The 24,522-nt window shown below is 63.1% G+C and carries 20 protein-coding genes; 19 read left to right on the plus strand and 1 reads right to left on the minus strand.

Annotated elements, in window-relative coordinates; translation table 11 throughout:
* The first annotated feature begins 258 nt into the window (after window positions 1–258).
* From rpoB to IC761_RS14495, 4 genes are all read left to right on the plus strand, one after another.
* A complete protein-coding gene (gene rpoB / locus IC761_RS14480) occupies window positions 259–4,374 on the plus strand; it encodes a DNA-directed RNA polymerase subunit beta (protein WP_195803887.1) in 4,116 nt (1,371 codons plus the stop codon).
* 128 nt (window positions 4,375–4,502) lie between these two features.
* A complete protein-coding gene (gene rpoC, locus IC761_RS14485; RefSeq protein ID WP_195803888.1) occupies window positions 4,503–8,699 on the plus strand; it encodes a DNA-directed RNA polymerase subunit beta' in 4,197 nt (1,398 codons plus the stop codon).
* Window positions 8,700–8,891: 192 nt separating this feature from the next.
* Window positions 8,892–10,952, plus strand: coding sequence for an FAD-dependent oxidoreductase (locus tag IC761_RS14490; RefSeq protein ID WP_195803889.1), 2,061 nt, complete (start codon window positions 8,892–8,894; stop codon window positions 10,950–10,952).
* 135 nt (window positions 10,953–11,087) lie between these two features.
* Complete coding sequence (locus tag IC761_RS14495; RefSeq protein ID WP_195803890.1) at window positions 11,088–13,112, plus strand: ABC transporter ATP-binding protein; 2,025 nt, start codon at window positions 11,088–11,090, stop codon at window positions 13,110–13,112.
* Here IC761_RS14495 and IC761_RS14500 read toward each other — a convergent pair.
* Window positions 13,034–14,278, minus strand: coding sequence for an FAD-dependent oxidoreductase (locus IC761_RS14500; RefSeq protein ID WP_195803891.1), 1,245 nt, complete (start codon window positions 14,276–14,278; stop codon window positions 13,034–13,036). The genes IC761_RS14495 and IC761_RS14500 overlap by 79 nt on opposite strands.
* Window positions 14,279–14,953: 675 nt before the next feature.
* On the opposite strand from IC761_RS14500, the gene rpsL reads away from it, so the two are divergent.
* The 15 genes from rpsL (at window position 14,954) to rpsQ (ending at window position 24,465) form a co-directional block, all read left to right on the plus strand.
* A complete protein-coding gene (gene rpsL / locus IC761_RS14505; protein ID WP_007603006.1) occupies window positions 14,954–15,325 on the plus strand; it encodes a 30S ribosomal protein S12 in 372 nt (123 codons plus the stop codon).
* 15 nt (window positions 15,326–15,340) lie between these two features.
* A complete protein-coding gene (gene rpsG / locus IC761_RS14510) occupies window positions 15,341–15,811 on the plus strand; it encodes a 30S ribosomal protein S7 (RefSeq protein ID WP_195803892.1) in 471 nt (156 codons plus the stop codon).
* A 33-nt stretch (window positions 15,812–15,844) separates the two neighbouring features.
* Complete coding sequence (fusA, locus tag IC761_RS14515; protein ID WP_195803893.1) at window positions 15,845–17,917, plus strand: elongation factor G; 2,073 nt, start codon at window positions 15,845–15,847, stop codon at window positions 17,915–17,917.
* A 40-nt stretch (window positions 17,918–17,957) separates the two neighbouring features.
* A complete protein-coding gene (gene tuf / locus IC761_RS14520; protein ID WP_195803894.1) occupies window positions 17,958–19,148 on the plus strand; it encodes an elongation factor Tu in 1,191 nt (396 codons plus the stop codon).
* Window positions 19,149–19,232: 84 nt separating this feature from the next.
* Complete coding sequence (rpsJ, locus tag IC761_RS14525) at window positions 19,233–19,541, plus strand: 30S ribosomal protein S10 (protein ID WP_002712302.1); 309 nt, start codon at window positions 19,233–19,235, stop codon at window positions 19,539–19,541.
* 94 nt (window positions 19,542–19,635) lie between these two features.
* On the plus strand, window positions 19,636–20,349 hold the full coding sequence (gene rplC, locus IC761_RS14530) for a 50S ribosomal protein L3 (protein WP_195803895.1): 714 nt from the start codon (window positions 19,636–19,638) through the stop codon (window positions 20,347–20,349).
* A gap of 1 nt (window position 20,350) precedes the next feature.
* Window positions 20,351–20,971 carry a 50S ribosomal protein L4 gene (gene rplD / locus IC761_RS14535; RefSeq protein WP_195803896.1) on the plus strand — a complete coding sequence of 207 codons (621 nt, stop codon included), beginning with the start codon at window positions 20,351–20,353 and terminating at the stop codon, window positions 20,969–20,971.
* A complete protein-coding gene (locus IC761_RS14540) occupies window positions 20,968–21,270 on the plus strand; it encodes a 50S ribosomal protein L23 (RefSeq protein ID WP_195803897.1) in 303 nt (100 codons plus the stop codon). The genes rplD and IC761_RS14540 overlap by 4 nt, the downstream gene beginning before the upstream one ends.
* A 12-nt stretch (window positions 21,271–21,282) precedes the next feature.
* Complete coding sequence (gene rplB / locus IC761_RS14545; RefSeq protein WP_195803898.1) at window positions 21,283–22,116, plus strand: 50S ribosomal protein L2; 834 nt, start codon at window positions 21,283–21,285, stop codon at window positions 22,114–22,116.
* 12 nt (window positions 22,117–22,128) lie between these two features.
* Window positions 22,129–22,407 (plus strand): 30S ribosomal protein S19, encoded by a 279-nt coding sequence (gene rpsS, locus IC761_RS14550; RefSeq protein WP_008136357.1) that lies wholly within the window; start codon window positions 22,129–22,131, stop codon window positions 22,405–22,407.
* A gap of 10 nt (window positions 22,408–22,417) precedes the next feature.
* Window positions 22,418–22,807: a 50S ribosomal protein L22 gene (rplV, locus tag IC761_RS14555; protein ID WP_195803899.1), complete on the plus strand. Its 390-nt coding sequence runs from the start codon at window positions 22,418–22,420 to the stop codon at window positions 22,805–22,807.
* Window positions 22,808–22,825: 18 nt separating this feature from the next.
* The gene (gene rpsC, locus IC761_RS14560) at window positions 22,826–23,545 is read left to right on the plus strand and encodes a 30S ribosomal protein S3 (RefSeq protein ID WP_027535295.1); all 720 of its coding nucleotides are present in this window, start codon (window positions 22,826–22,828) and stop codon (window positions 23,543–23,545) included.
* 32 nt (window positions 23,546–23,577) lie between these two features.
* On the plus strand, window positions 23,578–23,991 hold the full coding sequence (gene rplP / locus IC761_RS14565) for a 50S ribosomal protein L16 (protein ID WP_027535296.1): 414 nt from the start codon (window positions 23,578–23,580) through the stop codon (window positions 23,989–23,991).
* A gap of 5 nt (window positions 23,992–23,996) precedes the next feature.
* A complete protein-coding gene (rpmC, locus tag IC761_RS14570) occupies window positions 23,997–24,203 on the plus strand; it encodes a 50S ribosomal protein L29 (protein WP_195803900.1) in 207 nt (68 codons plus the stop codon).
* Window positions 24,204–24,216: 13 nt separating this feature from the next.
* Window positions 24,217–24,465, plus strand: coding sequence for a 30S ribosomal protein S17 (gene rpsQ / locus IC761_RS14575; RefSeq protein WP_195803901.1), 249 nt, complete (start codon window positions 24,217–24,219; stop codon window positions 24,463–24,465).
* The last annotated feature ends 57 nt before the right edge of the window (window positions 24,466–24,522 follow it).

Genomic DNA, 24,522 nt, shown 5'->3' on the forward strand with positions numbered 1-24,522 from the left:
TCCCTGTAAGCCGTTGGGAGAGCAGGCTATTTCGGGCTTTTGCAGTCCGTGAAGACAATCGTTGTGACGGGCGGGCGTGCCTATGCGCCCCGCGCGTCGTTTTGCGTTTTGAAGGTCTGAAGAACAGATTCAGGACATGACGGCCTGAAACTGGATTTTCGGTCCCCCAAAACGGGTTCGAAAAATTCAACCCGGGGAGCGGCGGCAGCCGCGTTCCGGACGGCGCGCCCAGAGCGGGCGACGAAATGAGAGGCCACGATGGCGCAGCAGACATTCACCGGTCGCAAACGCGTTCGCAAGTTCTTCGGACACATCAAGGAAGTCGCCGAGATGCCGAACCTCATCGAGGTTCAGAAGGCGTCCTATGACCAGTTCCTGATGGTCGACGAACCCGCGGGCGGGCGTCTCGACGAGGGCCTCCAGGCCGTGTTCCGGTCCGTGTTCCCGATCTCCGACTTCTCGGGCACCTCGATGCTGGAGTTCGTCCGCTACGAGTTCGAGCAGCCGAAATATGACGTCGACGAGTGCCGCCAGCGCGGCATGACCTTCGCGGCCCCCCTCAAGGTGACGCTGCGCCTCATCGTGTTCGATATCGACGAGGAAACCGGCGCGAAGTCCGTCAAGGACATCAAGGAGCAGGACGTCTACATGGGCGATATCCCGCTCATGACGATGAACGGCACCTTCATCGTGAACGGCACCGAGCGCGTCATCGTCTCGCAGATGCACCGTTCGCCGGGCGTGTTCTTCGACCACGACAAGGGCAAGACCCATTCGTCGGGCAAGCTGCTGTTCGCTGCCCGCGTGATCCCGTATCGCGGCTCCTGGCTCGACATCGAGTTCGACGCCAAGGACATCGTCTATGCGCGTATCGACCGTCGCCGCAAGATTCCGGTGACGTCGCTGATGTTCGCGCTCGGCCTCGACGGCGAGGCGATCCTGTCCACGTTCTACAAGAAGATCCTCTACAAGCGGACCAAGGAAGGCTGGCGCGTTCCGTTCGACGCCAACCGTTTCCGCGGCTACTCGACCATCAACGACCTGATCGACGCCGACACCGGCAAGGTCGTGCTCGAGGCGGGCAAGAAGCTCACCGTCCGCGCCGCCCGTCAGCTCCAGGAGAAGGGGCTCAAGGCGCTGCGCCTGTCGGATGAGGAGCTCGTCGGCAACTATCTCGCCGAGGACCTCGTCAATCCGAAGACGGGTGAGATCCACGCCGAAGCCGGTGAAGAGATCACCGACAAATCCATGAAGGTCCTCAACGAGCACGGCTACAAGGAGCTGCCGCTGCTCGACATCGACCACGTCAATGTCGGCGCCTATATCCGCAACACGCTCTCGGCCGACAAGAACATGACGCGCGAGGACGCGCTGTTCGACATCTACCGCGTGATGCGTCCCGGCGAGCCGCCGACGCTGGATTCGGCCCAGGCGATGTTCCAGTCGCTGTTCTTCGACGCCGAGCGCTACGACCTCTCCGCGGTCGGCCGCGTCAAGATGAACATGCGCCTCGACCTCGATGCGCCCGACACCCAGCGCACGCTGCGCAAGGAGGACATCCTCTCCGTCATCAAGACGCTGGTGGACCTGCGCGACGGCAAGGGCGAGATCGACGACATCGACCATCTCGGCAACCGCCGTGTGCGCTCGGTCGGCGAGCTCATGGAGAACCAGTACCGGATCGGCCTCCTGCGTATGGAGCGCGCGATCAAGGAGCGCATGTCCTCGGTCGACATCGACACGGTCATGCCGCAGGACCTGATCAACGCGAAGCCGGCGGCTGCCGCCGTGCGCGAGTTCTTCGGCTCCTCGCAGCTCTCGCAGTTCATGGACCAGACCAACCCGCTGTCGGAGATCACCCACAAGCGCCGTCTTTCGGCGCTTGGACCGGGCGGTCTGACCCGCGAGCGCGCCGGCTTCGAGGTGCGCGACGTGCATCCGACGCATTACGGCCGCATCTGCCCGATCGAGACGCCGGAAGGTCCGAACATCGGTCTGATCAACTCGCTCGCGACGTTCGCACGCGTGAACAAGTACGGCTTCGTCGAGACGCCGTACCGCAAGGTCAAGGACGGCCGCGTCACCGACGAGGTCGTGTACCTCTCGGCGATGGAAGAGGGCCGCTACACGGTCGCGCAGGCCAACGTGCCGCTCGACCCGAAGGGCCGCTTCACCGAAGACCTCGTGGTCTGCCGTCACGCCGGCGAAGTCTTGCCGGTCACGCCGGACAAGGTCGACTACATGGACGTGTCGCCGAAGCAGCTCGTTTCGGTGGCCGCGGCGCTGATCCCGTTCCTCGAGAACGACGACGCCAACCGCGCGCTGATGGGCTCGAACATGCAGCGCCAGGCGGTGCCGCTGGTTCGCGCCGAGGCGCCGTTCGTCGGCACCGGCATGGAAGGCGTAGTTGCGCGTGACTCGGGTGCCGCGATCGCGGCGCGCCGTTCGGGCGTGATCGACCAGATCGACGCGACCCGCGTCGTCATCCGCGCCACTGAAGATCTCGATCCGACCAAGTCGGGCGTCGATATCTACCGGCTGATGAAGTACCAGCGCTCGAACCAGTCGACCTGTATCAACCAGCGTCCGCTGGTGAAGGTCGGCGACATCGTCAAGAAGGGCGACATCATTGCCGACGGTCCGTCGACCGATCTTGGCGAGCTCGCGCTCGGCCGCAACGTGCTGGTCGCGTTCATGCCGTGGAACGGCTACAACTTCGAAGACTCGATCCTGCTCTCCGAGCGGATCGTGAAGGAAGACGTGTTTACCTCAATTCATATCGAAGAATTCGAGGTGATGGCCCGTGACACCAAGCTCGGGCCTGAGGAAATCACCCGCGACATTCCGAACGTCTCGGAAGAAGCGCTGAAGAACCTCGACGAAGCCGGTATCGTCTACATCGGCGCGGAAGTGCGCGCCGGCGACATCCTGGTCGGCAAGATCACGCCGAAGGGCGAAAGCCCGATGACGCCGGAAGAAAAGCTTCTGCGCGCCATCTTCGGCGAGAAGGCCTCCGACGTTCGCGACACCTCGCTGCGCGTTCCTCCGGGCGTGCAGGGCACGATCGTGGAAGTGCGCGTGTTCAACCGTCACGGCGTCGACAAGGACGAGCGTGCGCTGGCGATCGAGCGGGAAGAGATCGAGCGTCTGGCCAAGGACCGCGACGACGAGCAGGCGATCCTGGACCGCAACGTCTACAACCGTCTTGCCGAGCTGCTCGAGGGTCGGCAGGGCATCGCGGGTCCGAAGGGCTTCAAGAAGGACACCAAGATCACCCGTGCGGTGCTCGAGGAGTACCCGAAGTCGCAGTGGTGGCTGTTCGCCTCGCCGAACGACAAGCTGATGGCCGAGATCGAGGCCATGCGGAAGCAGTACGACGAGTCGAAGAAGGGGCTGGAACAGCGCTTCCTCGACAAGGTCGAGAAGCTTCAGCGCGGTGACGAATTGCCGCCCGGCGTGATGAAGATGGTCAAGGTCTTCGTCGCGGTGAAGCGCAAGATCCAGCCCGGCGACAAGATGGCCGGCCGCCACGGCAACAAGGGCGTGGTGTCGAAGATCGTGCCGATCGAGGACATGCCGTTCCTCGAAGACGGTACGCATGCCGACATCGTGCTCAATCCGCTCGGCGTGCCCTCGCGCATGAACGTCGGACAGATCCTCGAGACCCATCTCGGCTGGGCCTGCGCCGGCCTCGGCAAGCGGATCGGCCAGACGGTCGATGCGTATCTGTCGAAGCAGGACATCAAGCCGCTGAAGGAAACCTTGAAGAAGGTCTACGGCGAGGACGAGACGATCAAGTCGCTCAACGACAACGAACTGATCGAGCTCGGCCACAATCTGAGCCGCGGCGTGCCGATCGCGACGCCGGTGTTCGACGGTGCCAAGGAGACCGACATCGAGGAGATGCTGAAGCTCGCGGGTCTCGACGCTTCGGGTCAGTCGACCGTCTATGACGGCCGCACCGGCGATGCCTTCGATCGCAAGGTGACGGTGGGCTACATCTACATGCTCAAGCTGCACCATCTCGTCGACGACAAGATCCACGCGCGTTCGATCGGTCCGTACTCGCTCGTCACCCAGCAGCCGCTGGGCGGCAAGGCGCAGTTCGGCGGCCAGCGCTTCGGCGAAATGGAGGTGTGGGCGCTCGAAGCTTACGGCGCGGCCTACACGCTCCAGGAAATGCTGACCGTGAAGTCGGACGACGTCGCCGGCCGTACCAAGGTGTACGAGGCGATCGTGCGCGGCGACGACACCTTCGAGGCCGGTATTCCGGAATCGTTCAACGTGCTGGTCAAGGAAATGCGCTCGCTCGGCCTCAACGTCGACCTGCACAATTCCAAGGTCGGTCCCGGCACGGCGGAAGCAGCCGAGTAACACGACCCTTCATGCCCGGCCTTGACGGCCGGGCATCGGCGCCCCTCCCAAGGCCTTGAGGGCAGGGCGCCCCGCTTAGTGATTTTCGAATTTGCGGCCGGAGGCGACCGGCACGCGAGGAGAAGACGATGAACCAAGAAATTATGAATCTCTTCAACCCGACGACGCCGGCTCAGGTCTTCGACCAGATCCGGATCTCGATCGCGTCTCCAGAGAAGATTCTGTCCTGGTCCTACGGCGAGATCAAGAAGCCGGAGACCATCAACTACCGTACCTTCAAGCCCGAGCGCGACGGCCTGTTCTGCGCGCGCATCTTCGGGCCGATCAAGGATTACGAGTGCTTGTGCGGCAAGTACAAGCGCATGAAGTACAAGGGCATTATCTGCGAGAAGTGCTCGGTCGAGGTCACGCTGTCGCGCGTCCGGCGCGAGCGCATGGGCCATATCGAGCTCGCGGCGCCCGTTGCCCACATCTGGTTCCTGAAGTCGCTGCCGTCGCGCATCGGCCTTCTGCTCGACATGACGCTGAAGGATCTCGAGCGGATCCTCTACTTCGAATATTACGTCGTGCTTGAGCCGGGCCTCACCGCGCTGAAGGACCGTCAGCTGCTGTCGGAAGACGAGTATCTGAAGGCGCAGGACGAGTACGGCCAGGATTCCTTCACCGCCATGATCGGCGCGGAAGCGATCCGCGAGCTGCTCAAGGGCATGGACCTCGAGAAGCTCGAGGCCTCCTTGCGCGTCGAGATGCAGGAGACCGACTCCGACATCAAGCACAAGAAGCTCGCCAAGCGCCTGAAGATCGTCGAGGCGTTCCGTCACTCCGGCAACAAGCCGGAATGGATGATCCTGACCGTCGTGCCGGTGATCCCGCCGGACCTGCGTCCGCTGGTGCCGCTGGACGGCGGCCGCTTCGCGACGTCGGACCTCAACGACCTGTATCGCCGCGTCATTAACCGCAACAACCGCTTGAAGCGGCTGATGGAGCTGCGCGCGCCGGACATCATCATCCGCAACGAGAAGCGCATGCTTCAGGAGGCGGTGGATGCGCTGTTCGACAATGGCCGCCGCGGCCGCGTCATCACGGGTGCCAACAAGCGTCCGCTGAAGTCGCTCGCCGACATGCTCAAGGGCAAGCAGGGCCGGTTCCGTCAGAACCTGCTCGGCAAGCGCGTCGACTATTCGGGCCGTTCGGTGATCGTGGTCGGTCCCGAGCTGCGCCTGCATCAGTGCGGCCTGCCGAAGAAGATGGCGCTGGAGCTGTTCAAGCCGTTCATCTATTCGCGGCTTGACGCCAAGGGCCTGTCCACCACCGTGAAGCAGGCGAAGAAGCTGGTCGAGAAGGAACGGCCCGAGGTCTGGGACATCCTGGACGAGGTCATCCGCGAGCATCCGGTGCTGCTCAACCGCGCGCCGACGCTGCATCGCCTGGGCATCCAGGCGTTCGAGCCGGTGCTGATCGAGGGCAAGGCGATCCAGCTTCACCCGCTGGTCTGCTCCGCGTTCAACGCCGACTTCGACGGCGACCAGATGGCCGTGCACGTTCCGCTGTCGCTCGAAGCGCAGCTGGAAGCGCGCGTGCTGATGATGTCGACCAACAACATCCTGCATCCGGCGAACGGCCAGCCGATCATCGTGCCGTCGCAGGACATCGTGCTCGGTCTCTACTACGTCTCGATCATGCGCGAAGGCCTGCCCGGCGAGGGCAAGCTGTTCGGCGACATGGCCGAGCTCGAGCACGCCCTGCACGCGAAGGTCATCCACCTTCACACCAAGATCAAGTATCGGTGGGAAGGCATGGACGAGACCGGCAAGATCTCCAAGCGCTGGATCGAGACCACCGCCGGCCGCGTCATGCTCGGCAATCTGCTGCCGCGAAACCCGCGGATCTCGTACGAGATCATCAACAAGCTGATGACCAAGCGCGAGATCTCGGGTGTCATCGACCAGGTCTACCGTCACTGCGGCCAGAAGGAGACTGTGATCTTCTGCGACCGCATCATGGCGCTCGGCTTCTACAACGCGTTCAAGGCCGGCATCTCGTTCGGCAAGGACGACATGGTCGTGCCGCACAGCAAGTGGAAGATCGTCGACACCACCCGTACGCTGGCGAAGGATTTCGAGCAGCAGTATAACGACGGCCTGATCACCCATGGCGAGAAGTACAACAAGGTCGTCGACGCCTGGTCGAAGGCCACGGAAGAAATCGCCAAGGCGATGATGAAGGAGATCTCCTCCACCAAGAAGACGGCGAGTGGAGCCGATGCCGACATCAACTCGATCTACATGATGGCTCACTCCGGTGCCCGCGGTTCGCCGGCCCAGATGCGCCAGCTCGCCGGCATGCGCGGCCTGATGGCCAAGCCGTCGGGCGAGATCATCGAGACGCCGATCATCTCGAACTTCAAGGAAGGCCTCTCGGTTCTCGAGTACTTCAACTCGACCCACGGCGCCCGCAAGGGTCTCGCGGACACCGCGTTGAAGACCGCGAACTCCGGCTACCTGACCCGTCGTCTGGTCGACGTCGCGCAGGATTGCATCATCACGCAGAGCGACTGCGGCACCAAGCTCGGCATCAAGATGCGCGCCATCGTCGATGCCGGCACCGTGGTGGCTTCGCTCGGTTCGCGCATCCTCGGACGCACGGCCTGCGAAGACATCCGTGACAGCTCCGGCAAGGTGATCATCAAGCGCGACACGCTGATGGAGGAGAGCCATCTGGACGCCATCCATCAGGGTGGTGTGCAGGAGGTGAAGATCCGCTCGGCGCTGACCTGCGAGCTCGTCAACGGCATTTGCGGCAAGTGCTACGGCCGCGATCTCGCTCGCGGCACGCCGGTCAACCACGGTGAAGCCGTCGGCGTCATCGCGGCGCAGTCGATCGGCGAGCCGGGCACCCAGCTCACCATGCGCACCTTCCACATCGGCGGTGCGGCGCAGCTCAACGAGCAGTCTTTCGTCGAAGCCAATTTCGACGGCAAGATCGTTATCAGGAACAAGGCCATCGCCCGCAACAGCGAAGGTCATCTGGTCGCGATGGTGCGCAACATGGTGGTGGCGATCGTCGATGCCGACGGCACCGAGCGTGCGACGCACCGTATCCAGTACGGCGCGCGCCTGCACGTCGACGAAGGCGACATGGTCAAGCGTGGCCAGCGCATCGTCGAGTGGGATCCCTACACCCGTCCGCTTCTCACCGAGGTCGAAGGAACCATCGGCTTCGAGGATCTGGTCGAAGGGCAGTCGATCTCGGAAACGCTGGACGAGGCCACCGGTATCGCCAAGCGCGTGGTCATCGACTGGCGCTCGACCCGCGGCGGCTCGGACCTGCGTCCGGCCATCGTGGTCAAGGGCAAGGACGGCAAGGTGCTCAAGCTCGCCCGGGGCGGCGATGCCCGCTACATGCTGTCGGTCGACGGCATTCTGTCGGTCGACATCGGAGCCAAGGTCCAGCCGGGCGACATCCTCGCCCGTGTCTCGACCGAAAGCGCCAAGACGCGTGACATCACCGGCGGTCTGCCGCGGGTGGCGGAACTGTTCGAGGCACGGCGTCCGAAGGATGCGGCGATCATCGCCGAAATCGCGGGCACCATCCGGTTCGGGCGCGATTACAAGAACAAGCGTCGCATCTCGATCGAGCCGATGGACAAGACCGACGAGCCGCGCGAGTACCTGATCCCGAAGGGCAAGCACATCCACCTTCAGGACGGCGACGTCGTCGAAAAGGGCGACTTCATCGTGGAAGGCAACCCGGCGCCGCACGACATCCTGGCGGTCAAGGGCATCGAGGAACTCGCGGCCTATCTGGTCAACGAGATTCAGGAGGTCTACCGGCTCCAGGGCGTGCTCATCAACGACAAGCACATCGAGGTGATTGTCCGTCAGATGCTCCAGAAGGTGGAAATCACCGACCAGGGCGACACGGACATGATCTCCGGCGAGCAGGTCGACAAGATCGAGTTCGACGCGCTCAACGAGAAGGCCAAGGAAGAGGGCAAGAAGCCCGCCACGGGGACGCCGGTTCTGCTCGGCATCACCAAGGCGAGCCTCCAGACTCGCTCCTTCTTCTCGGCGGCCTCGTTCCAGGAGACCACCCGCGTCCTCACGGAAGCGGCGGTCAACGGCAAGGTCGATCCGCTCGAAGGCCTGAAGGAGAACGTCATCGTCGGCCGGCTGATCCCGGCGGGCACCGGCGCCTCCATGGCCAAGATCCGCGAAGTCGCCGTGAAGCGCGACAAGATGATCCTCGACGAGCGCGAGAAGCAGGCCTCGGTCGTGCCGCCGGCGCCGGAAGCGGAGCCGATGGCGCTGCCGCCCGCGGAATGATGCCTCATCCGTAAGACTACCGAGGAAAGACAAAAGGCCGGCGGAAGCCGGCCTTTTTGCTGCTTTGTTTGGTTGCTGCGGTGCGGGACCAACCTTTGTTCATCTTCCCTTCAGTCTGAAAAGCGCTTCTGGTAGGGGAGCTTAGACCGGTGGTCCCGTGACGGGGGCAGGGCCGGAGACCACGGAACTCAAATGCTTGATCTCGCAATCGTAGGCGGCGGCCCCGGCGGGCTGATGAGCGCCTGGTATCTGAAGCGTAAGCTCGGCGACCTCTGCCGCATCACCATTTTCGAAGCCTCCGACCGGCTCGGCGGCAAGATCGTCACGCGCAAATTCGATTCCGCGCCGGCGATGTATGAAGCCGGCGTCGCCGAGATCTACGACTACTCGATGACCGGGCCCGACCCGCTACGCGAGCTGATCCAGCATTTCGGCTTGCAGACCATTCCGATGGATGCGGAGCAGGTGCAGTTCGGCGGCGAGCTGCTCAACGACGTCGCCGGCATGCGCCGCAAATACGGCGCCATGACCGCGGCCGCGATCGAGTCGTTTCGCACGCGCTGCGCCGAGAAGATGACGCCGATCGAATATTACGAAGGCGTCGGCGCGCACGACAATGAGAACCCCTGGGCCTACAAGACCGCCGAGCAGGTGCTCGACGAAGAGGTCGAGGACGAGACCGCCAAGCGCTTCTTCAAGGTGATGGCGCGCTCCGACATCGCGACCGAGAGCCACAACACCAACGGCCTCAACGCGCTGAAAAATTACCTGATGGACGTCGACGGCTATATCGGCCTCTACTCCATCCAGAACGGCAACGAGCAGATCGTCGAGTGCCTCCAGTCGGAGGTCAATGCCGACATTCAGCTCAATCACCGCGTGCTCACCGTCGGCAAGGCTGAGACCGGCCGCTATCAGCTCAAGATGATGAACGGCAAGGGACCGGAGACGCGCGACTTCGACCTCGTGCTGGTCTGCCTGCCGCATTCCTGGCTCGCCACCATGGGGTGGGAGGGCGAGCAGCTCCGCAAGTCGATGGTCAAGCATGTGTCGTATTTCGATCGTCCCGCGCATTACCTGCGCGTCTCGATCCTGTTCGACACCCCGTTCTGGGGCGACAAGATTTCCGGCGCCTGGTTTATGTCGGAAGCCTTCGGCGGCTGCTGCGTCTACAACGAGGGCGCGCGCCACGATGTCGGCAAGCACGGCGTGTTGAACTGGCTGATTCCCGGCTCCGACGCGCTCGCTTTCGCCAATCTGTCGGATCAGGAGCTGTTCGACGCCGCGCTGAAATCGCTGCCGGCTTCGCTCGGCGATGCGCGCGCGCATTTCATGGAAGGCAAGATCCACCGCTGGCTGTCGTCGGTGAACGCAATCCCGGGCGGCGTGCCGGTGCGCGACGTCATGACCAACCACCGGCCCGAGCCGAAGGAGCACCCCGGCATCGTGCTGGTCGGCGACTATCTGTTCGATTCGACGCTGAACGGCCTGCTCGACTCCTCCGATGCCGCGACCGATATCATCCTGACCGAGATGATGCGCCTGCGCCGCGAGCGCGTGCAGGGCGGCAAGCCGGTCTCCGACAAGATCGACCGCGACTATTTCGAGAACTATCGCGGCCTCGGTCCCTATGGCGAGGCGTGGCAGCACTTCACCGATCCCGACTATCTGGCCAAGCTGATCGGCATCGTCTGGGGCAAGGCGAAGGGCGCCAAGCTCCTGGTCGCGGGCTCGGCCAGCGGCGAGCTGGTCGGTGCGCTGCGCGAGCGCGGCATCGATGCCTGGGGCATCGAGAACAACCGCGCCATCCATGCCAAGACGCCGAAAGCGCTGAAGAAGTACAACAAGCTCGGATCGATCCTGGACATGCCGTTCAAGGACGGCGCGTTCGACTTCGTGTTCGAGACGAGCCTCTGCCATGTTTCCCCGAAGCAGGTGGTCCGCGCCATCAAGGAGCTGAACCGCGTGGTCAAGACCGGCCTCATGTTCGGCTCGATCACCTCTGACATGGCGCCGGCGCTGATCGACCGCTACGACTTGCTGCGCGGCGTGAAGAAGCTCGGCACCTGGTGGGAATGGTCGGAGCTGTTCTTCGGCAACGGCTTCGATCTCGCGATGCACCGCAACGATTGCACCGATGCGCTTTGGGAAGCGACGCTCGCCGCCAACAAGGGCCCCGGCCAGTGGTACGCGGACGCCGACTCCTTGCGTTATTCCTTCTTCGACAAGGTCGACGACGAAGACGACGACTAGCTTTAAGGATCGGGTGACTTCGCCAATTGTTTTGCCGAAGTCATCGTGATCGCATAGACTCGGGGGCAGTAGCGGTGTGCCGCTATTTCCCTGCTTTCTCTGCGGTCATGCCGGCCGTCAGCATCGGTTGGTTTCATGGCGTCCAGGCCTCTCTCTCCCGACAAACAGAAGCTCGCTGTGCAAGAGGCGGCCGAGCTCGAAGACAAGCTCGTCTCCGGCGAGAAGCCCGAGCTGGCAGAGGACGACGAGGACGAAGACCAGGACGACGAGCTTGAACTCGACGACGACGATGAGGACGAGGACCTCGTCGTCTTTACCGCCCGCGAAGCCGCCGGCGCGCTCGCGACCATCTGGGGTTTCGTCAATCCCTATCTCGCCAACTACAAGCGGACATTGTCGTACGTCGCGTTCGGCGTGACGGTCGAGACGCTGTTCAACGTCATCATGCCGCTCAGCCTGAAATTCCTCATCGACGACGCGCTCGGCGAGGAAGATTTTCAGGCGCTCTACAAGATTCTCGGCGTGCTCGCGGTCGCCGGCATCTTCACCTCGATCGTCGCTGTCTGGTACGAGCGCTGGGACGCGCGGTTGGCCGCCTGCATCATCTCAGACGTCCGCAAGCGGTTGTTCGAGCACGTCCAGGACCTGCCGGCGGCCTATTTCGGCCGCACCAAGCGCGGCGAGATCCTGTCGCGCTTCTCGGTCGATCTTTCGGCCTTCGAAGGTTCGGTCAAGACATTCGTCAACAGCGCCGCGTTGCCGTTTCTGGAATTGATTGCCGGCATCATCCTGATGGTGTTTTTGAACTGGCAGCTCGCGGTCGTTGCACTTCTGGTGTTCCCGATTACGCTGATCGGCCCCCGCATCCTGACGCCGAAGGCGGTCCAGGCCAATTACGAGCAGAAGCTCAACGAGAGCGCGCTGCTCGGCATGGTGCAGGAGAACGTGGCGGCGCAGGCCGTCATCAAGGCGTTCAGCCTGCAGCGCAAGATGTTCGGCTTCTTTACCTTCCGCAACGACGAGACGCGTAACAGGATTGCCGCAGCCGCGTTCCTGTCGACCATGGTGGAGCGGACCGTCACCATCTCTGTGCTGCTGCTGCACCTCGTGGTGCTGGCGATCGGCGCTTATCTGGCTACCAAGGGCCAGATCACCATCGGTACTTTCGTCACCTTCGAGAGCGCGTTCTGGGAGGTCTCCTACAACATCGCCCATGTGATGCACTTCATCCCGGTGTCGATCTCCTCGGCTGCCGCGATCCGTCACATCCAAGAGCTCCTCGACGAGCCCACGCGCGGCGCCGACCGCCCCGGCGCGCCCGATCTGCCGCGCATCACCCACGACATCACCTTCGATCATGTCACGTTCCAGTACGACGGCAGCCAGACGCCGGTGCTGGACAATCTCAGCCTCAAGCTCAATGTCGGCAAGAGCATCGCCATCGTCGGCCCGTCGGGCTCCGGCAAGAGCACGCTGCTCAACCTGATCCTGCGGCTCTACGTGCCGGACGAAGGGCGCGTCACGATCGACGGTGTCGACGTGCGCAAGGTGACGCTGGATTCGCTGCGCCGGAGCATGGCGGTCGTGTTCCAGGAGAACATGCTGTTCAACATGTCGATCCGCGAGAACATCCGGCTCGGCAAGGAGGGCGCGACCGACGAGGAGGTGGAGGAGGCGGCCAGGAAGGCCGAGATCCACCGCTACATCATGAGCCTGCCGCAGCGCTACGACACGCCGGTCGGCGAGCGCGGCGATACGTTGTCGGGCGGCCAACGCCAGCGCATCGCGATCGCGCGCGCGGTCATCCGTAATCCCTCCGTGCTGCTGCTCGACGAAGCCACCTCGGCGCTGGACCAGACCACGGAGGCCGCGATCAACCGCACGCTGCTCAAGGTCGCGAAGGGCCGCACCATGATCTGGTCGACCCATCGCCTGACCTCGGTGGTCGAGATGGACGAGATCATCGTGATCTCGGGGGGCAGGGCGATCGAGCGCGGCTCGCATGCCGAGCTGCTCGCCAGGAACGGTAGCTATCGCAAGCTGTGGAACGACCAGATCCACCAGCCGCATGGCGCGGTGGCTCAGGCCGACGACGACAGCGACGATGACGACGAGGAAGACCTCGAGGATGATGAGGACGAGGACGACGAGGAGGAGTGACCGAGGAAATTCGGCTCCAGATGGAACGCTCCTCCAAGCCGCCGCAACAATCCCTGGGCTGACCAAGCCAGGAAGCGGGCCCAGCGCTGCGCCGTCCAGTACGGGTTGGTGGCGACCGATACAGAGCGGAAGTGGAACGCCTTCGCGGCTGACCATTCGTCGCAGGCCCGCTTGACCGGATCGGCGTAGAAGGCTGCGATCTTGCCTGCATCCATCCCGTCGGACGCCAGCCATTGCGGGATGTAGACGTTGCAGAGCCGCTCGACGTCGGTGAAGACCTTGTCGCAACCTGTGCCGGCGACAGGGCAGGAGGTCGAAAAGGCGTCACCGACCAGCACCAGGCCATTCTGATGGCTGGCATCATTCACATAGAGATCGACGGGGCGGATCTTCATCTCGCCTGCGATGTCGAACGGGCCGGTGATGCGCTTCAGTCGCGGCAGCGCGGCGTGCAATGTCTCGCTGGGCGCGCGGCGCAGTTCGCGCAGCCAGGGATCGTCGAAGCTGCGATAGACAAACAGATTGGCACGCATCCGCGTACCGATCGGAAACAGCGTGATGTAGGGGATGCGGTCGCTCGGCCGCTCCGAGAAATAGGTCAGCGCGGGGAAATCGAATGAGGCTCGCCCCGCCGGCACGATATCGAACCCGACCGAGATCGAATGGCAGGCGCTGATGACGTTGCGGGTGATGCCGAGCTGGTGGCGCAGGCCGACATTCAATCCATTGGCGAGCACGACCAGGCGGGCGGATACGGTCCCTTCGTTGGAGATCGTGATCCGCTGCCGCTCCGGGCTGGTCTCGATCGACACCGCCTTGGCCCAGATGCGTTCGACAGTCTCGGGAATCTCGTCGCGGATCGCGTTGACCAGGCAATCGTAGAGGATGTTGAACTGGCGGCTCGGCGCCTTGTCGAGGAGACGGCCGAAGCGCGCGATCCAGTTCTCGCCGGCAAAGGTCGCGCGGCGCAGCACCGGGTCGGCTACCCCAGTTCGCTCGAATCGCTCGACCTGCCCGTGGCCGCTGATCTTTTCGACGCGAAAATCGGCCGGATAGGTTGCGTGCGGATCGATCAGAATCGCCGAAATGCCGGCGCGGCCGAGCATCGCGGCGGCGGTTGAGCCGGACAGTCCGCCGCCGATAATGGCAATGTCGGTGTACCGCATGGCGCTTGTCTCTGCCGAAGGTGGCAGATTGCCGCATCAAGAGGAAAAAAAGCCTTAGCGGGAGTTATAAAAGTATATTTCTCCCGGGTATAAATTGGTTTAGGGCTGGCGGAACCGGGGCCTCGTTCCCATATGGGCGAGGCGCGGTGAGGGCGGCCAAGAGGCGATTTCGGCAGGCACTAGAAGCGCTTTGTGACTGTCGTTTCGCCTTGACTTGATCGATTCTCACTTATAGAAAGCGCCTCACTTAACGACAGGCGGTGAGCATCGCCAACGTCGGAACGGGCCACCCGTTTTGACCCTTTCAGGGGTCGCAGAGACGGGCACCAACCTCGACGAATGCCGCTCAAACGCTGTCGATTATAGCTAGGCAATGCCAGGCGATTTTAGTTCTCTTGAGCAAGTTCTCTTGAGATCGAACTCGGATGCATGACCTCGGTATGCGGGCTGACGGCGTTTTTCGCTGATTGGCCCAAAGACTGTGGTCCTCTGTGCGTCGAAGCGCTTTCCGCTCAGTGATGGAGCGGTTGGCGCGATTTCGCTTTGTGCGGATTGTTCCGTGCGAGGCGGCCTCATCGGATGGGTCGTCCGAATAGAATTTGCGGTCCCGGCAACGGGCCGCGGCAAGACAGCGGGCCCGGAAGGGGCCGCGATAGAACAAAGGGTAAGGCCAGGATGCCGACGATCAACCAGCTGATCGCTCAACCGCGTGAAGTGCAGAAGTCGCGCAAGAAGGTGCCGGCGCTGCAACAGTCGCCGCAGAAGCGCGGCGTTTGCACGCGCGTCTACACCACGACCCCGAAGAAGCCGAACTCGGCGCTTCGTAAGGTTGCCAAGGTGCGCCTGACCAACGGCTTCGAGGTGATCGGCTACATCCCGGGTGAGGGCCATAACCTCCAGGAGCACTCGGTGGTCATGATCCGCGGCGGCCGCGTCAAGGACTTGCCTGGCGTGCGCTACCACATCCTCCGCGGCGTTCTGGATACCCAGGGCGTCAAGAACCGTAAGCAGCGTCGTTCGAAGTACGGCGCGAAGCGTCCGAAGTAAGCGGGAACCAGCTCAATGTCTCGTCGCCACTCAGCGGAAAAGCGCGAAGTCCTTCCCGATCCGAAGTTCGGGAACATCATCGTCACGAAGTTCATGAACTCGGTGATGTACGCCGGCAAGAAGTCGGTCGCCGAAGGCATCGTCTACGGTGCGTTTGGTCTGATCGAATCCAAGACCAAGCAGAGCCCGCTCGGCGTGTTCGAGCAGGCACTCGAGAACGTCATGCCGACCATCGAGGTGCGCTCCCGCCGTGTCGGCGGCGCGACCTACCAGGTCCCGGTCGAGGTTCGTTCGACCCGCCGTCAGGCGCTCGGCATCCGCTGGCTGATTTCGGCAGCGCGCGAGCGCAACGAGAAGACGATGACCGAGCGGCTCTCGGCGGAGCTCTTGGACGCATCGAATAACCGGGGGAACGCCGTCAAGAAGCGTGAAGACGTGCACCGGATGGCGGAAGCCAACCGCGCCTTCTCGCACTATCGCTGGTAACGGCGAAACAAACGGACTCGCAAGGAACACCCCATGCCCCGCCAACATGCCATCGAAGACTACCGTAACTTCGGTATCATGGCGCATATCGACGCCGGCAAGACGACGACGACCGAGCGCATCCTCTATTACACCGGCAAGAGCCACAAGATCGGCGAAGTGCACGAAGGTGCCGCGACGATGGACTGGATGGAGCAGGAGCAGGAGCGTGGCATCACGATCACCTCGGCTGCCACCACCGCGTTCTGGGCCGGCAAGCGCCTGAACATCATCGACACCCCCGGTCACGTCGACTTCACCATCGAAGTCGAGCGTTCGCTGCGCGTGCTCGACGGCGCCGTCTGCGTGCTCGACTCGAACCAGGGCGTCGAGCCCCAGACCGAGACCGTCTGGCGCCAGGGCGACAAGTACAAGGTTCCGCGCATCGTCTTCGCCAACAAGATGGACAAGACCGGCGCCGACTTCTTCAAGTGCCTGTCCGACATCGTCGACCGCCTCGGCGCCAAGCCGATCGCGATCCAGCTTCCGATCGGCGCCGAGAACAACTTCAAGGGTCTCGTCGACCTCGTGAAGATGAAGGGCATCGTCTGGAACGATGAATCGCTCGGCGCGAAGTTCGACTATGTCGACATTCCGGAAGATCTGGTCGAGCAGGCCAAGGAATACCGCGAGAAGATGGTGGAAGCCGCCGTCGAGCTCGATGATGACGCATTGGCCGCTTTCCTTGACGGCAACGAGCCGGACGAAGCCACGCTGAAGCGTCTGATCCGCAAAGCGGTGCTGACCGGCGCCTTCTATCCCGTGCTGTGCGGCTCGGCCTTCAAGAACAAGGGTGTGCAGCCGCTGCTCGACGCCGTCGTCGACTATCTGCCGTCGCCGATCGACGTGCCTGCGATCAAGGGCACCGACGACCGCGGCAACGAGGTCGTGCGCAAGGCCGATGACAAGGAGCCGCTCGCGCTGCTCGCGTTCAAGATCATGGACGACCCGTTCGTCGGCACCATCACCTTCTGCCGCATCTACTCCGGCGTTCTCCAGAGTGGCACCGGCGTCGTGAACTCGACCCGTGAGAAGAAGGAGCGGATCGGGCGCATGCTGCTGATGCATGCGAACAACCGCGAGGACATCAAGGAAGCCTATGCCGGCGACATCGTCGCGCTGGCCGGCCTGAAGGAAGCGCGCACCGGTGACACGCTGTGCGATCCCGACAAGCAGGTGATCCTGGAAAAGATGGAATTCCCCGAGCCGGTCATCGAGATCGCGATCGAGCCGAAGTCCAAGGCCGACCAGGAAAAGCTGGGCGTGGCGCTGGCGAAGCTCGCTGCGGAGGATCCGTCCTTCCGCGTGTCGACCGACCAGGAGTCCGGCCAGACCATCCTCAAGGGAATGGGCGAGCTCCATCTCGACATCAAGGTCGACATTCTCAGGCGCACCTACAAGGTCGACGCCAACATCGGCGCGCCGCAGGTTGCGTTCCGTGAGCGTGTCACCAAGAAGGCCGAAGTCAAGTACACCCACAAGAAGCAGACCGGCGGTACCGGTCAGTTCGCCGAAGTGTCGATCGTCGTCGAGCCGAACGAGCCCGGCAAGGGCTACGAATTCGAATCGAAGATCGTCGGCGGCGCGGTGCCGAAGGAGTACATCCCCGGCGTCGAAAAGGGCCTGAACAGCGTGATGAGCTCTGGCGTGGTCGCGGGCTTCCCCGTGGTCGACGTCAAGGTTCAGCTCGTCGACGGCAAGTATCACGACGTCGACTCGTCGGCGCTCGCCTTCGAAATCGCGTCGCGCGCGGCTTTCCGCGAAGCGCTGCAGAAGGGCAAGTCTGTCCTGCTCGAGCCGATCATGAAGGTCGAAGTGGTGACCCCGGAAGACTATACCGGCTCGGTCATCGGCGACCTGAATTCCCGGCGCGGTCAGATCCAGGGTCAGGACATGCGCGGCAACGCCAACGTCATCAACGCGATGGTGCCGCTCATGAACATGTTCGGTTACGTGAACAATCTGCGCTCGATGAGCCAGGGTCGCGCGACCTTCACCATGCAGTTCGACCACTACGCAGAAGCGCCGGCAAACGTGTCGGCAGAAGTCCAGAAGAAGTTTGCCTGATTGTCGTCGGTCTCGAACTGACGATTGAACGGAGAGTCAAATGGCCAAAGCAAAGTTTGAACGTAACAAGCCCCACTGCAACATCGGCACCATCGGTCACGTCGACCATGGCAAGACGTCGCTGACCGCGGCGATCACCAAGATCCTCGCTGAAACCGGTGGTGCGACGTTCACGGCGTACGACCAGATCGACAAGGCGCCGGAAGAGAAGGCGCGCGGCATCACCATCTCGACCGCACACGTCGAGTATGAGACCAAGAACCGCCACTACGCCCACGTCGACTGCCCCGGCCACGCCGACTACGTGAAGAACATGATCACCGGCGCCGCCCAGATGGATGGCGCGATCCTGGTCGTGTCGGCCGCTGACGGCCCGATGCCGCAGACCCGCGAGCACATCCTGCTCGCCCGCCAGGTCGGTGTGCCCGCGCTCGTCGTGTTCCTCAACAAGTGCGACATGGTCGACGATCCGGAACTGCTCGAGCTCGTCGAGCTCGAAGTCCGCGAGCTGCTCTCGAAGTACGACTTTCCGGGCGACAAGATCCCGATCATCAAGGGCTCGGCGCTCGCCGCCCTCGAAGATTCCGACAAGAAGCTCGGCCACGACGCCATCCTCGAGCTGATGCAGAACGTCGACGAGTATATCCCGCAGCCGGAGCGTCCGATCGACCAGCCGTTCCTGATGCCGGTTGAAGACGTGTTCTCGATCTCGGGCCGCGGCACCGTCGTCACCGGCCGTGTCGAGCGTGGCATCGTCAAGGTCGGCGAGGAAATCGAGATCGTCGGTCTCCGTGCGACCCAGAAGACCACCGTCACCGGCGTCGAAATGTTCCGCAAGCTGCTCGATCAGGGCCAGGCCGGCGACAACATCGGTGCGCTGCTCCGTGGTACCAAGCGCGAAGACGTCGAGCGCGGCCAGGTGCTGTGCAAGCCGGGTTCGGTCAAGCCGCACACCAAGTTCAAGGCTGAGGCCTACATCCTCACCAAGGAAGAGGGCGGTCGCCACACCCCGTTCTTCACCAACTACCGTCCGCAGTTCTACTTCCGCACCACCGACGTGACCGGTGTCGTGCACCTGCCGGAAGGCACCGAGATGGTGATGCCGGGCGACAACATCGCGATGGAAGTGCACCTGATCGTGCCGATCGCGATGGAAGAGAAGCTCCGCTTCGCGATCCGCGAAGGCGGCCGTACCGTCGGCGCCGGCGTCGTCGCCTCGATCATCGAGTAATCAAGCGAATAGGGAATGGTGAGTGGCGAATAGGGAAATCCATTCGCTACTCGCTACTCGCCACTCACTAAAGAAAGAACGGCAATGAACGGCCAAAACATTCGTATCCGTCTCAAGGCGTTCGACCATCGTATCCTCGATACGTCGACCCGCGAGATCGTGAACACGGCGAAGCGCACCGGTGCGCAGGTTCGCGGACCCATTCCGCTGCCCACCCGCATCGAGAAGTTCACCGTGAACCGTTCGCCGCACGTCGACAAGAAGAGCCGCGAGCAGTTCGAGATGCGCACTCACAAGCGCCTGCTCGACATCGTCGATCCGACCCCGCAGACCGTCGATGCTTTGATGAAGCTCGACCTCGCCGCCGGTGTCGATGTCGAGATCAAGCTCTGAGCATGACCCCGAAAGTGGGCACCGGTTTTCGGACCGGGTCATGCTCACAAAGATTAGCTAGTCCGCAAGGACAGAAAGAACAGGAAGCAAGCCGATGCGCTCCGGAGTGATCGCACAAAAGGTCGGGATGACGCGGGTCTTTACAGAGGCCGGCGAACATATCCCCGTGACCGTGCTGAAGCTCGGCAATTGCCAGGTCGTAGGCCACCGCACCGAAGAGAAGAACGGTTACGTCGCGCTCCAGCTTGGTTCTGGCAGCCGCAAGACCGTTTACATGCCCAAGGCCGAGCGCGGCCAGTTCGCGGTCGCCAAGGTCGAGCCGAAGCGGCAGGTCGAGGAGTTCCGCGTCACTGCGGATGCCATGATCCCCGTGGGCGCCGAGATCCTCGCCGACCATTTCGTCGTCGGCCAGTTCGTCGACGTCACCGGTACCTCGGTCGGTAAGGGCTTTGCCGGCGGTATGAAGCGCTGGAATTTCGGCGGTCTGCGCGCCACGCACGGTGTGTCGATCTCGCATCGTTCGATCGGTTCGACCGGTGGTCGTCAGGACCCCGGCAAGACCTGGAAGAACAAGAAGATGCCCGGCCACATGGGTGTCGATCGCATCACCACGCTCAACCTTCGCGTCGTCCAGACCGATGTCGAGCGCGGCCTGATCCTCGTCGAAGGCGCCGTTCCCGGCTCCAAGGGCGGCTGGATCCGCGTGCGCGACGCCGTCAAGAAGCCGCTGCCGAAGGAAGCTCCGAAGCCCGGCAAGTTCAAGGTTGCTGGCGACGCGGAAGCCGCCCCGGCCGCGCAGGAGGCGTGAGATGGAATTGAAGGTCACGACCCTCGAAGGTAAGGAAGCCGGCTCCGTCCAGCTGTCCGACGCCATTTTCGGCCTCGAGCCGCGCGAAGACATCATCGCGCGCTGTGTGCAGTGGCAGCTCAACAAGCGCCAAGCCGGCACGCACAAGGCCAAGGGCCGCGCCGAGATCTGGCGCACCGGCAAGAAGATGTACAAGCAGAAGGGCACCGGCGGCGCTCGTCACGGCTCGGCCCGCGTGCCGCAGTTCCGTGGCGGTGGCCGTGCCTTCGGGCCGGTGGTGCGTTCGCACGCCACCGACCTGCCGAAGAAGGTCCGCGCGCTCGCCCTCAAGCATGCGCTGTCGGCCAAGGCCAAGGACGGCGATCTGCTGGTGATCGACAAGGCCGCGCTGGAAGCCGCCAAGACCAAGGCGCTGCTCGGCCACTTCTCGGGCCTGGGCCTGACGAACGCGCTGATCATCGACGGTGCCGAGCTCAACAACGGCTTCGCCGCTGCGGCCCGCAACATCCCGAACATGGACGTGCTGCCGATCCAGGGCATCAACGTTTATGACATTCTGCGCCGTCAGAAACTCGTTCTGACCAAGGCCGCCATCGATGCGCTGGAGGCGCGCTTCAAATGACGAAGAACATCGAGGCTCGCCATTACGACGTGATCGTCGCTCCGGTCGTCACCGAAAAGGCGACGCTGGCGTCCGAGCACAACAAGGTCCTGTTCAAGGTGGCCGCGAAGGCGACCAAGCCGCAGATCAAGGAAGCGATCGAGAAGCTGTTCGACGTCAAGGTCAAGAGCGTCAACACGCTGGTCCGCAAGGGCAAGACCAAGATCTTCCGCGGCAATCTCGGCTCGCAGTCGAACACCAAGCGCGCGATCGTGACCCTCGAAGAGGGCCACCGGATCGACGTCACCACCGGTCTGTAAGGTCGTACGACGATGGCACTGAAGACATTCAATCCTACGACGCCGGGCCAGCGCCAGCTGGTCATGGTCGATCGTTCGGCGCTCTACAAGGGCAAGCCGGTCAAGGCGCTCACCGAAGGCAAGCACTCTTCCGGTGGTCGCAACAACACCGGTCGCATCACCGTCCGCTTCCGCGGTGGTGGTCACAAGAGGACGCTGCGCACCGTCGACTTCAAGCGTGAGAAGGTCGACGTTCCCGCGACCGTCGAGCGGCTGGAATACGATCCGAACCGCACCGGCTTCATCGCCCTGATCAAGTATCAGGACGGCGAGCAGGCCTACATCCTGGCGCCTCAGCGCCTGGCCGTGGGTGACACTATCGTCGCCGGCAACTATGTCGACGTGAAGCCAGGCAACGTCATGCCGCTCGGCAACATGCCGGTCGGCACGATCATCCACAACATCGAGGTCAAGATCGGGAAGGGCGGTCAGCTCGCCCGTTCCGCCGGCACCTATGCCCAGCTGGTCGGTCGCGACCAGGATTACGTCATCATCCGCCTGAACTCGGGCGAGCAGCGCCTGGTCCACGGCCGTTGCCGCGGCACGATCGGTGCGGTGTCGAATCCGGACCACATGAACACCTCGATCGGCAAGGCCGGCCGCAATCGCTGGTTGGGCCGTAAGCCGCACAACCGGGGCGTCTCGATGAACCCGATCGACCATCCGCACGGCGGTGGTGAAGGTCGTACCTCGGGCGGTCGCCACCCGGTTACTCCGTGGGGCAAGCCGACCAAGGGCAAGAAGACCCGCACCAACAAGTCGACCAACAAATTCATTCTCCTAAGCCGCCACAAGCGGAAGAAGTAAGGAACGCCGGACATGGTTCGTTCAGTCTGGAAAGGCCCGTTCGTCGAGGGTTCTCTGCTCAAGAAGGCAGATGCCGCGCGCGCGTCCGGCCGTCACGACGTCATCAAGATCTGGAGCCGTCGCTCGACGATCCTGCCGCAGTTCGTCGGCCTGACCTTCGGCGTCTACAACGGTCAGAAGCACGTGCCGGTGGCCGTCAACGAGGAAATGGTCGGTCACAAGTTCGGCGAGTTCTCGCCGACCCGGACCTTCCATGGCCACTCCGGCGACAAGAAAGCCAAGAAGGCTTGAGGATTAAACGATGAGCAAACCTAAGCGCGAACGGAGCCTCGCCGAGAACGAGGCCAAGGCGGTCGCCCGGATGCTGCGGGTGAGCCCGCAGAAGCTCAACCTGGTCGCCCAGCTCATTCGCGGCCGGAAAGCGGCTGCTGCGCTCGCCGACCTGCAGTTTTCGCGCAAGCGGATCGCGATCGACGTGAAGAAGTGCCTGGAATCGGCTATCGCAAACGCCGAGAACAACCACGACCTCGACGTCGACGATCTCGTCGTGGCGCAGGCCTTCGTCGGCAACGGCCTCGTGATGAAGCGCTTTGCCGCCCGCGGCCGTGGTCGCTCGGGCCGTGTCTACAAACCATTTTCGCAGCTGACGATCATTGTTCGTCAGGTCGAAGCCGAAGCAGCAGCGGCTTAAGGGTCGCAGGAGAAAACGATGGGTCAAAAGATCAATCCGATCGGTCTGCGTCTCGGCATCAACCGGACCTGGGATTCCCGCTGGTTCGCCGGCAAGCAGGAATACGGCAAGCTGTTGCACGAGGACGTCAAGATCCGCGAGATCCTGCACAAGGAGCTCAAGCAGGCGGCCGTCGCCCGCATCGTGATCGAGCGTCCGCACAAGAAGTGCCGCGTCACCATCCACTCGGCTCGTCCGGGCGTGGTGATCGGCAAGAAGGGCGCCGACATCGACAAGCTGCGCAAGAAGGTCGCGGACATCACTTCGTCCGACGTCGTCATCAACATCGTCGAGATCCGCAAGCCGGAGCTCGATGCGACGCTGGTGGCCGAGTCGATCGCGCAGCAGCTCGAGCGCCGCGTGGCGTTCCGCCGCGCCATGAAGCGCGCCGTGCAGTCGGCGATGCGTCTCGGCGCGGAAGGCATCCGCATCAACTGCTCGGGTCGTCTGGGCGGTGCGGAAATCGCGCGCATGGAGTGGTATCGCGAAGGTCGCGTGCCGCTGCACACGCTGCGCGCCGACATCGACTACGGCGTCGCGACCGCGTTCACGACCTTCGGCACCTGCGGCGTCAAGGTCTGGATCTTCAAGGGCGAGATCCTCGAGCACGATCCGATGGCCCAGGACAAGAGAATGGCCGAAGGCGAGACCGGCGGCGGTGGTGATCGCGGCGGCCGTCAGCGCCGTGACGCGGCCTGACGCCAGCACAGAGAATTTGAGGGCTTACAGCCATGATGCAACCTAAGAAAACGAAGTTCCGGAAGGCGCATAAGGGCCGCATTCACGGCGTTGCGACTTCGGGCGCGACGTTGGCGTTCGGCCAGTTCGGGCTGAAGGCGACCGAGCCTGAGCGCGTCACCGCGCGCCAGATCGAGGCCGCCCGCCGTGCGCTGACCCGCCACATGAAGCGCGCCGGCCGCGTCTGGATCCGCGTGTTCCCCGACGTTCCGGTGTCGAAGAAGCCGGCCGAAGTCCGCATGGGCTCCGGCAAGGGTTCGCCGGAATTGTGGGTCGCGCGCGTCAAGCCGGGCCGGGTGCTGTTCGAGATCGACGGCGTCAACACCCAGACGGCGCGTGAAGCGCTGACGCTGGCGGCCGCCAAGCTGCCGATCAAGACGCGCTTCGTCGAGCGCATTGCGGAGTAATGGCCATGGCACAGATGAAGATCGAAGACATCCGCGCGATGAGCCCCGACCAGCAGGACGACGCCGTCCTCAACCTGAAGAAGGAGCGCTTCAACCTGCGCTTCCAGCGCGCCACCGGGCAGCTCGAGAACACCTCGCGCCTGCGCGAGGCTCGCCGCGACATCGCCCGCATCAAGACCATCGCCGCGCAGAAGCGCGCGAAAGAGAAGTAAGGGGCTTACGAATATGCCGAAACGTACTCTGCAAGGCGTGGTCGTCAGCGACAAGACTGCCAAGACCGTCGTGGTGCGCGTCGATCGCCGCTTCACGCACCCGATCTACAAGAAGACGATCCGCCGTTCGAAGAACTACCACGCACACGACGAGAACAACGAGTTCAAGCCGGGCGACATGGTGTGGATCGAGGAATCGAAGCCGATTTCGAAGTTGAAGTGCTGGATCGTGATCCGGGGCGAACACAAGAAAAGCGCCTGATCTGTTGGCCTTGGCCGACTGACTTCAGGGAAATGTTGAGCGCCGGCTAGGCTGGCG

It is taken from the genome of Bradyrhizobium commune, from assembly GCF_015624505.1.
GTDB classification, from domain to species: Bacteria; Pseudomonadota; Alphaproteobacteria; order Rhizobiales; family Xanthobacteraceae; genus Bradyrhizobium; species Bradyrhizobium commune.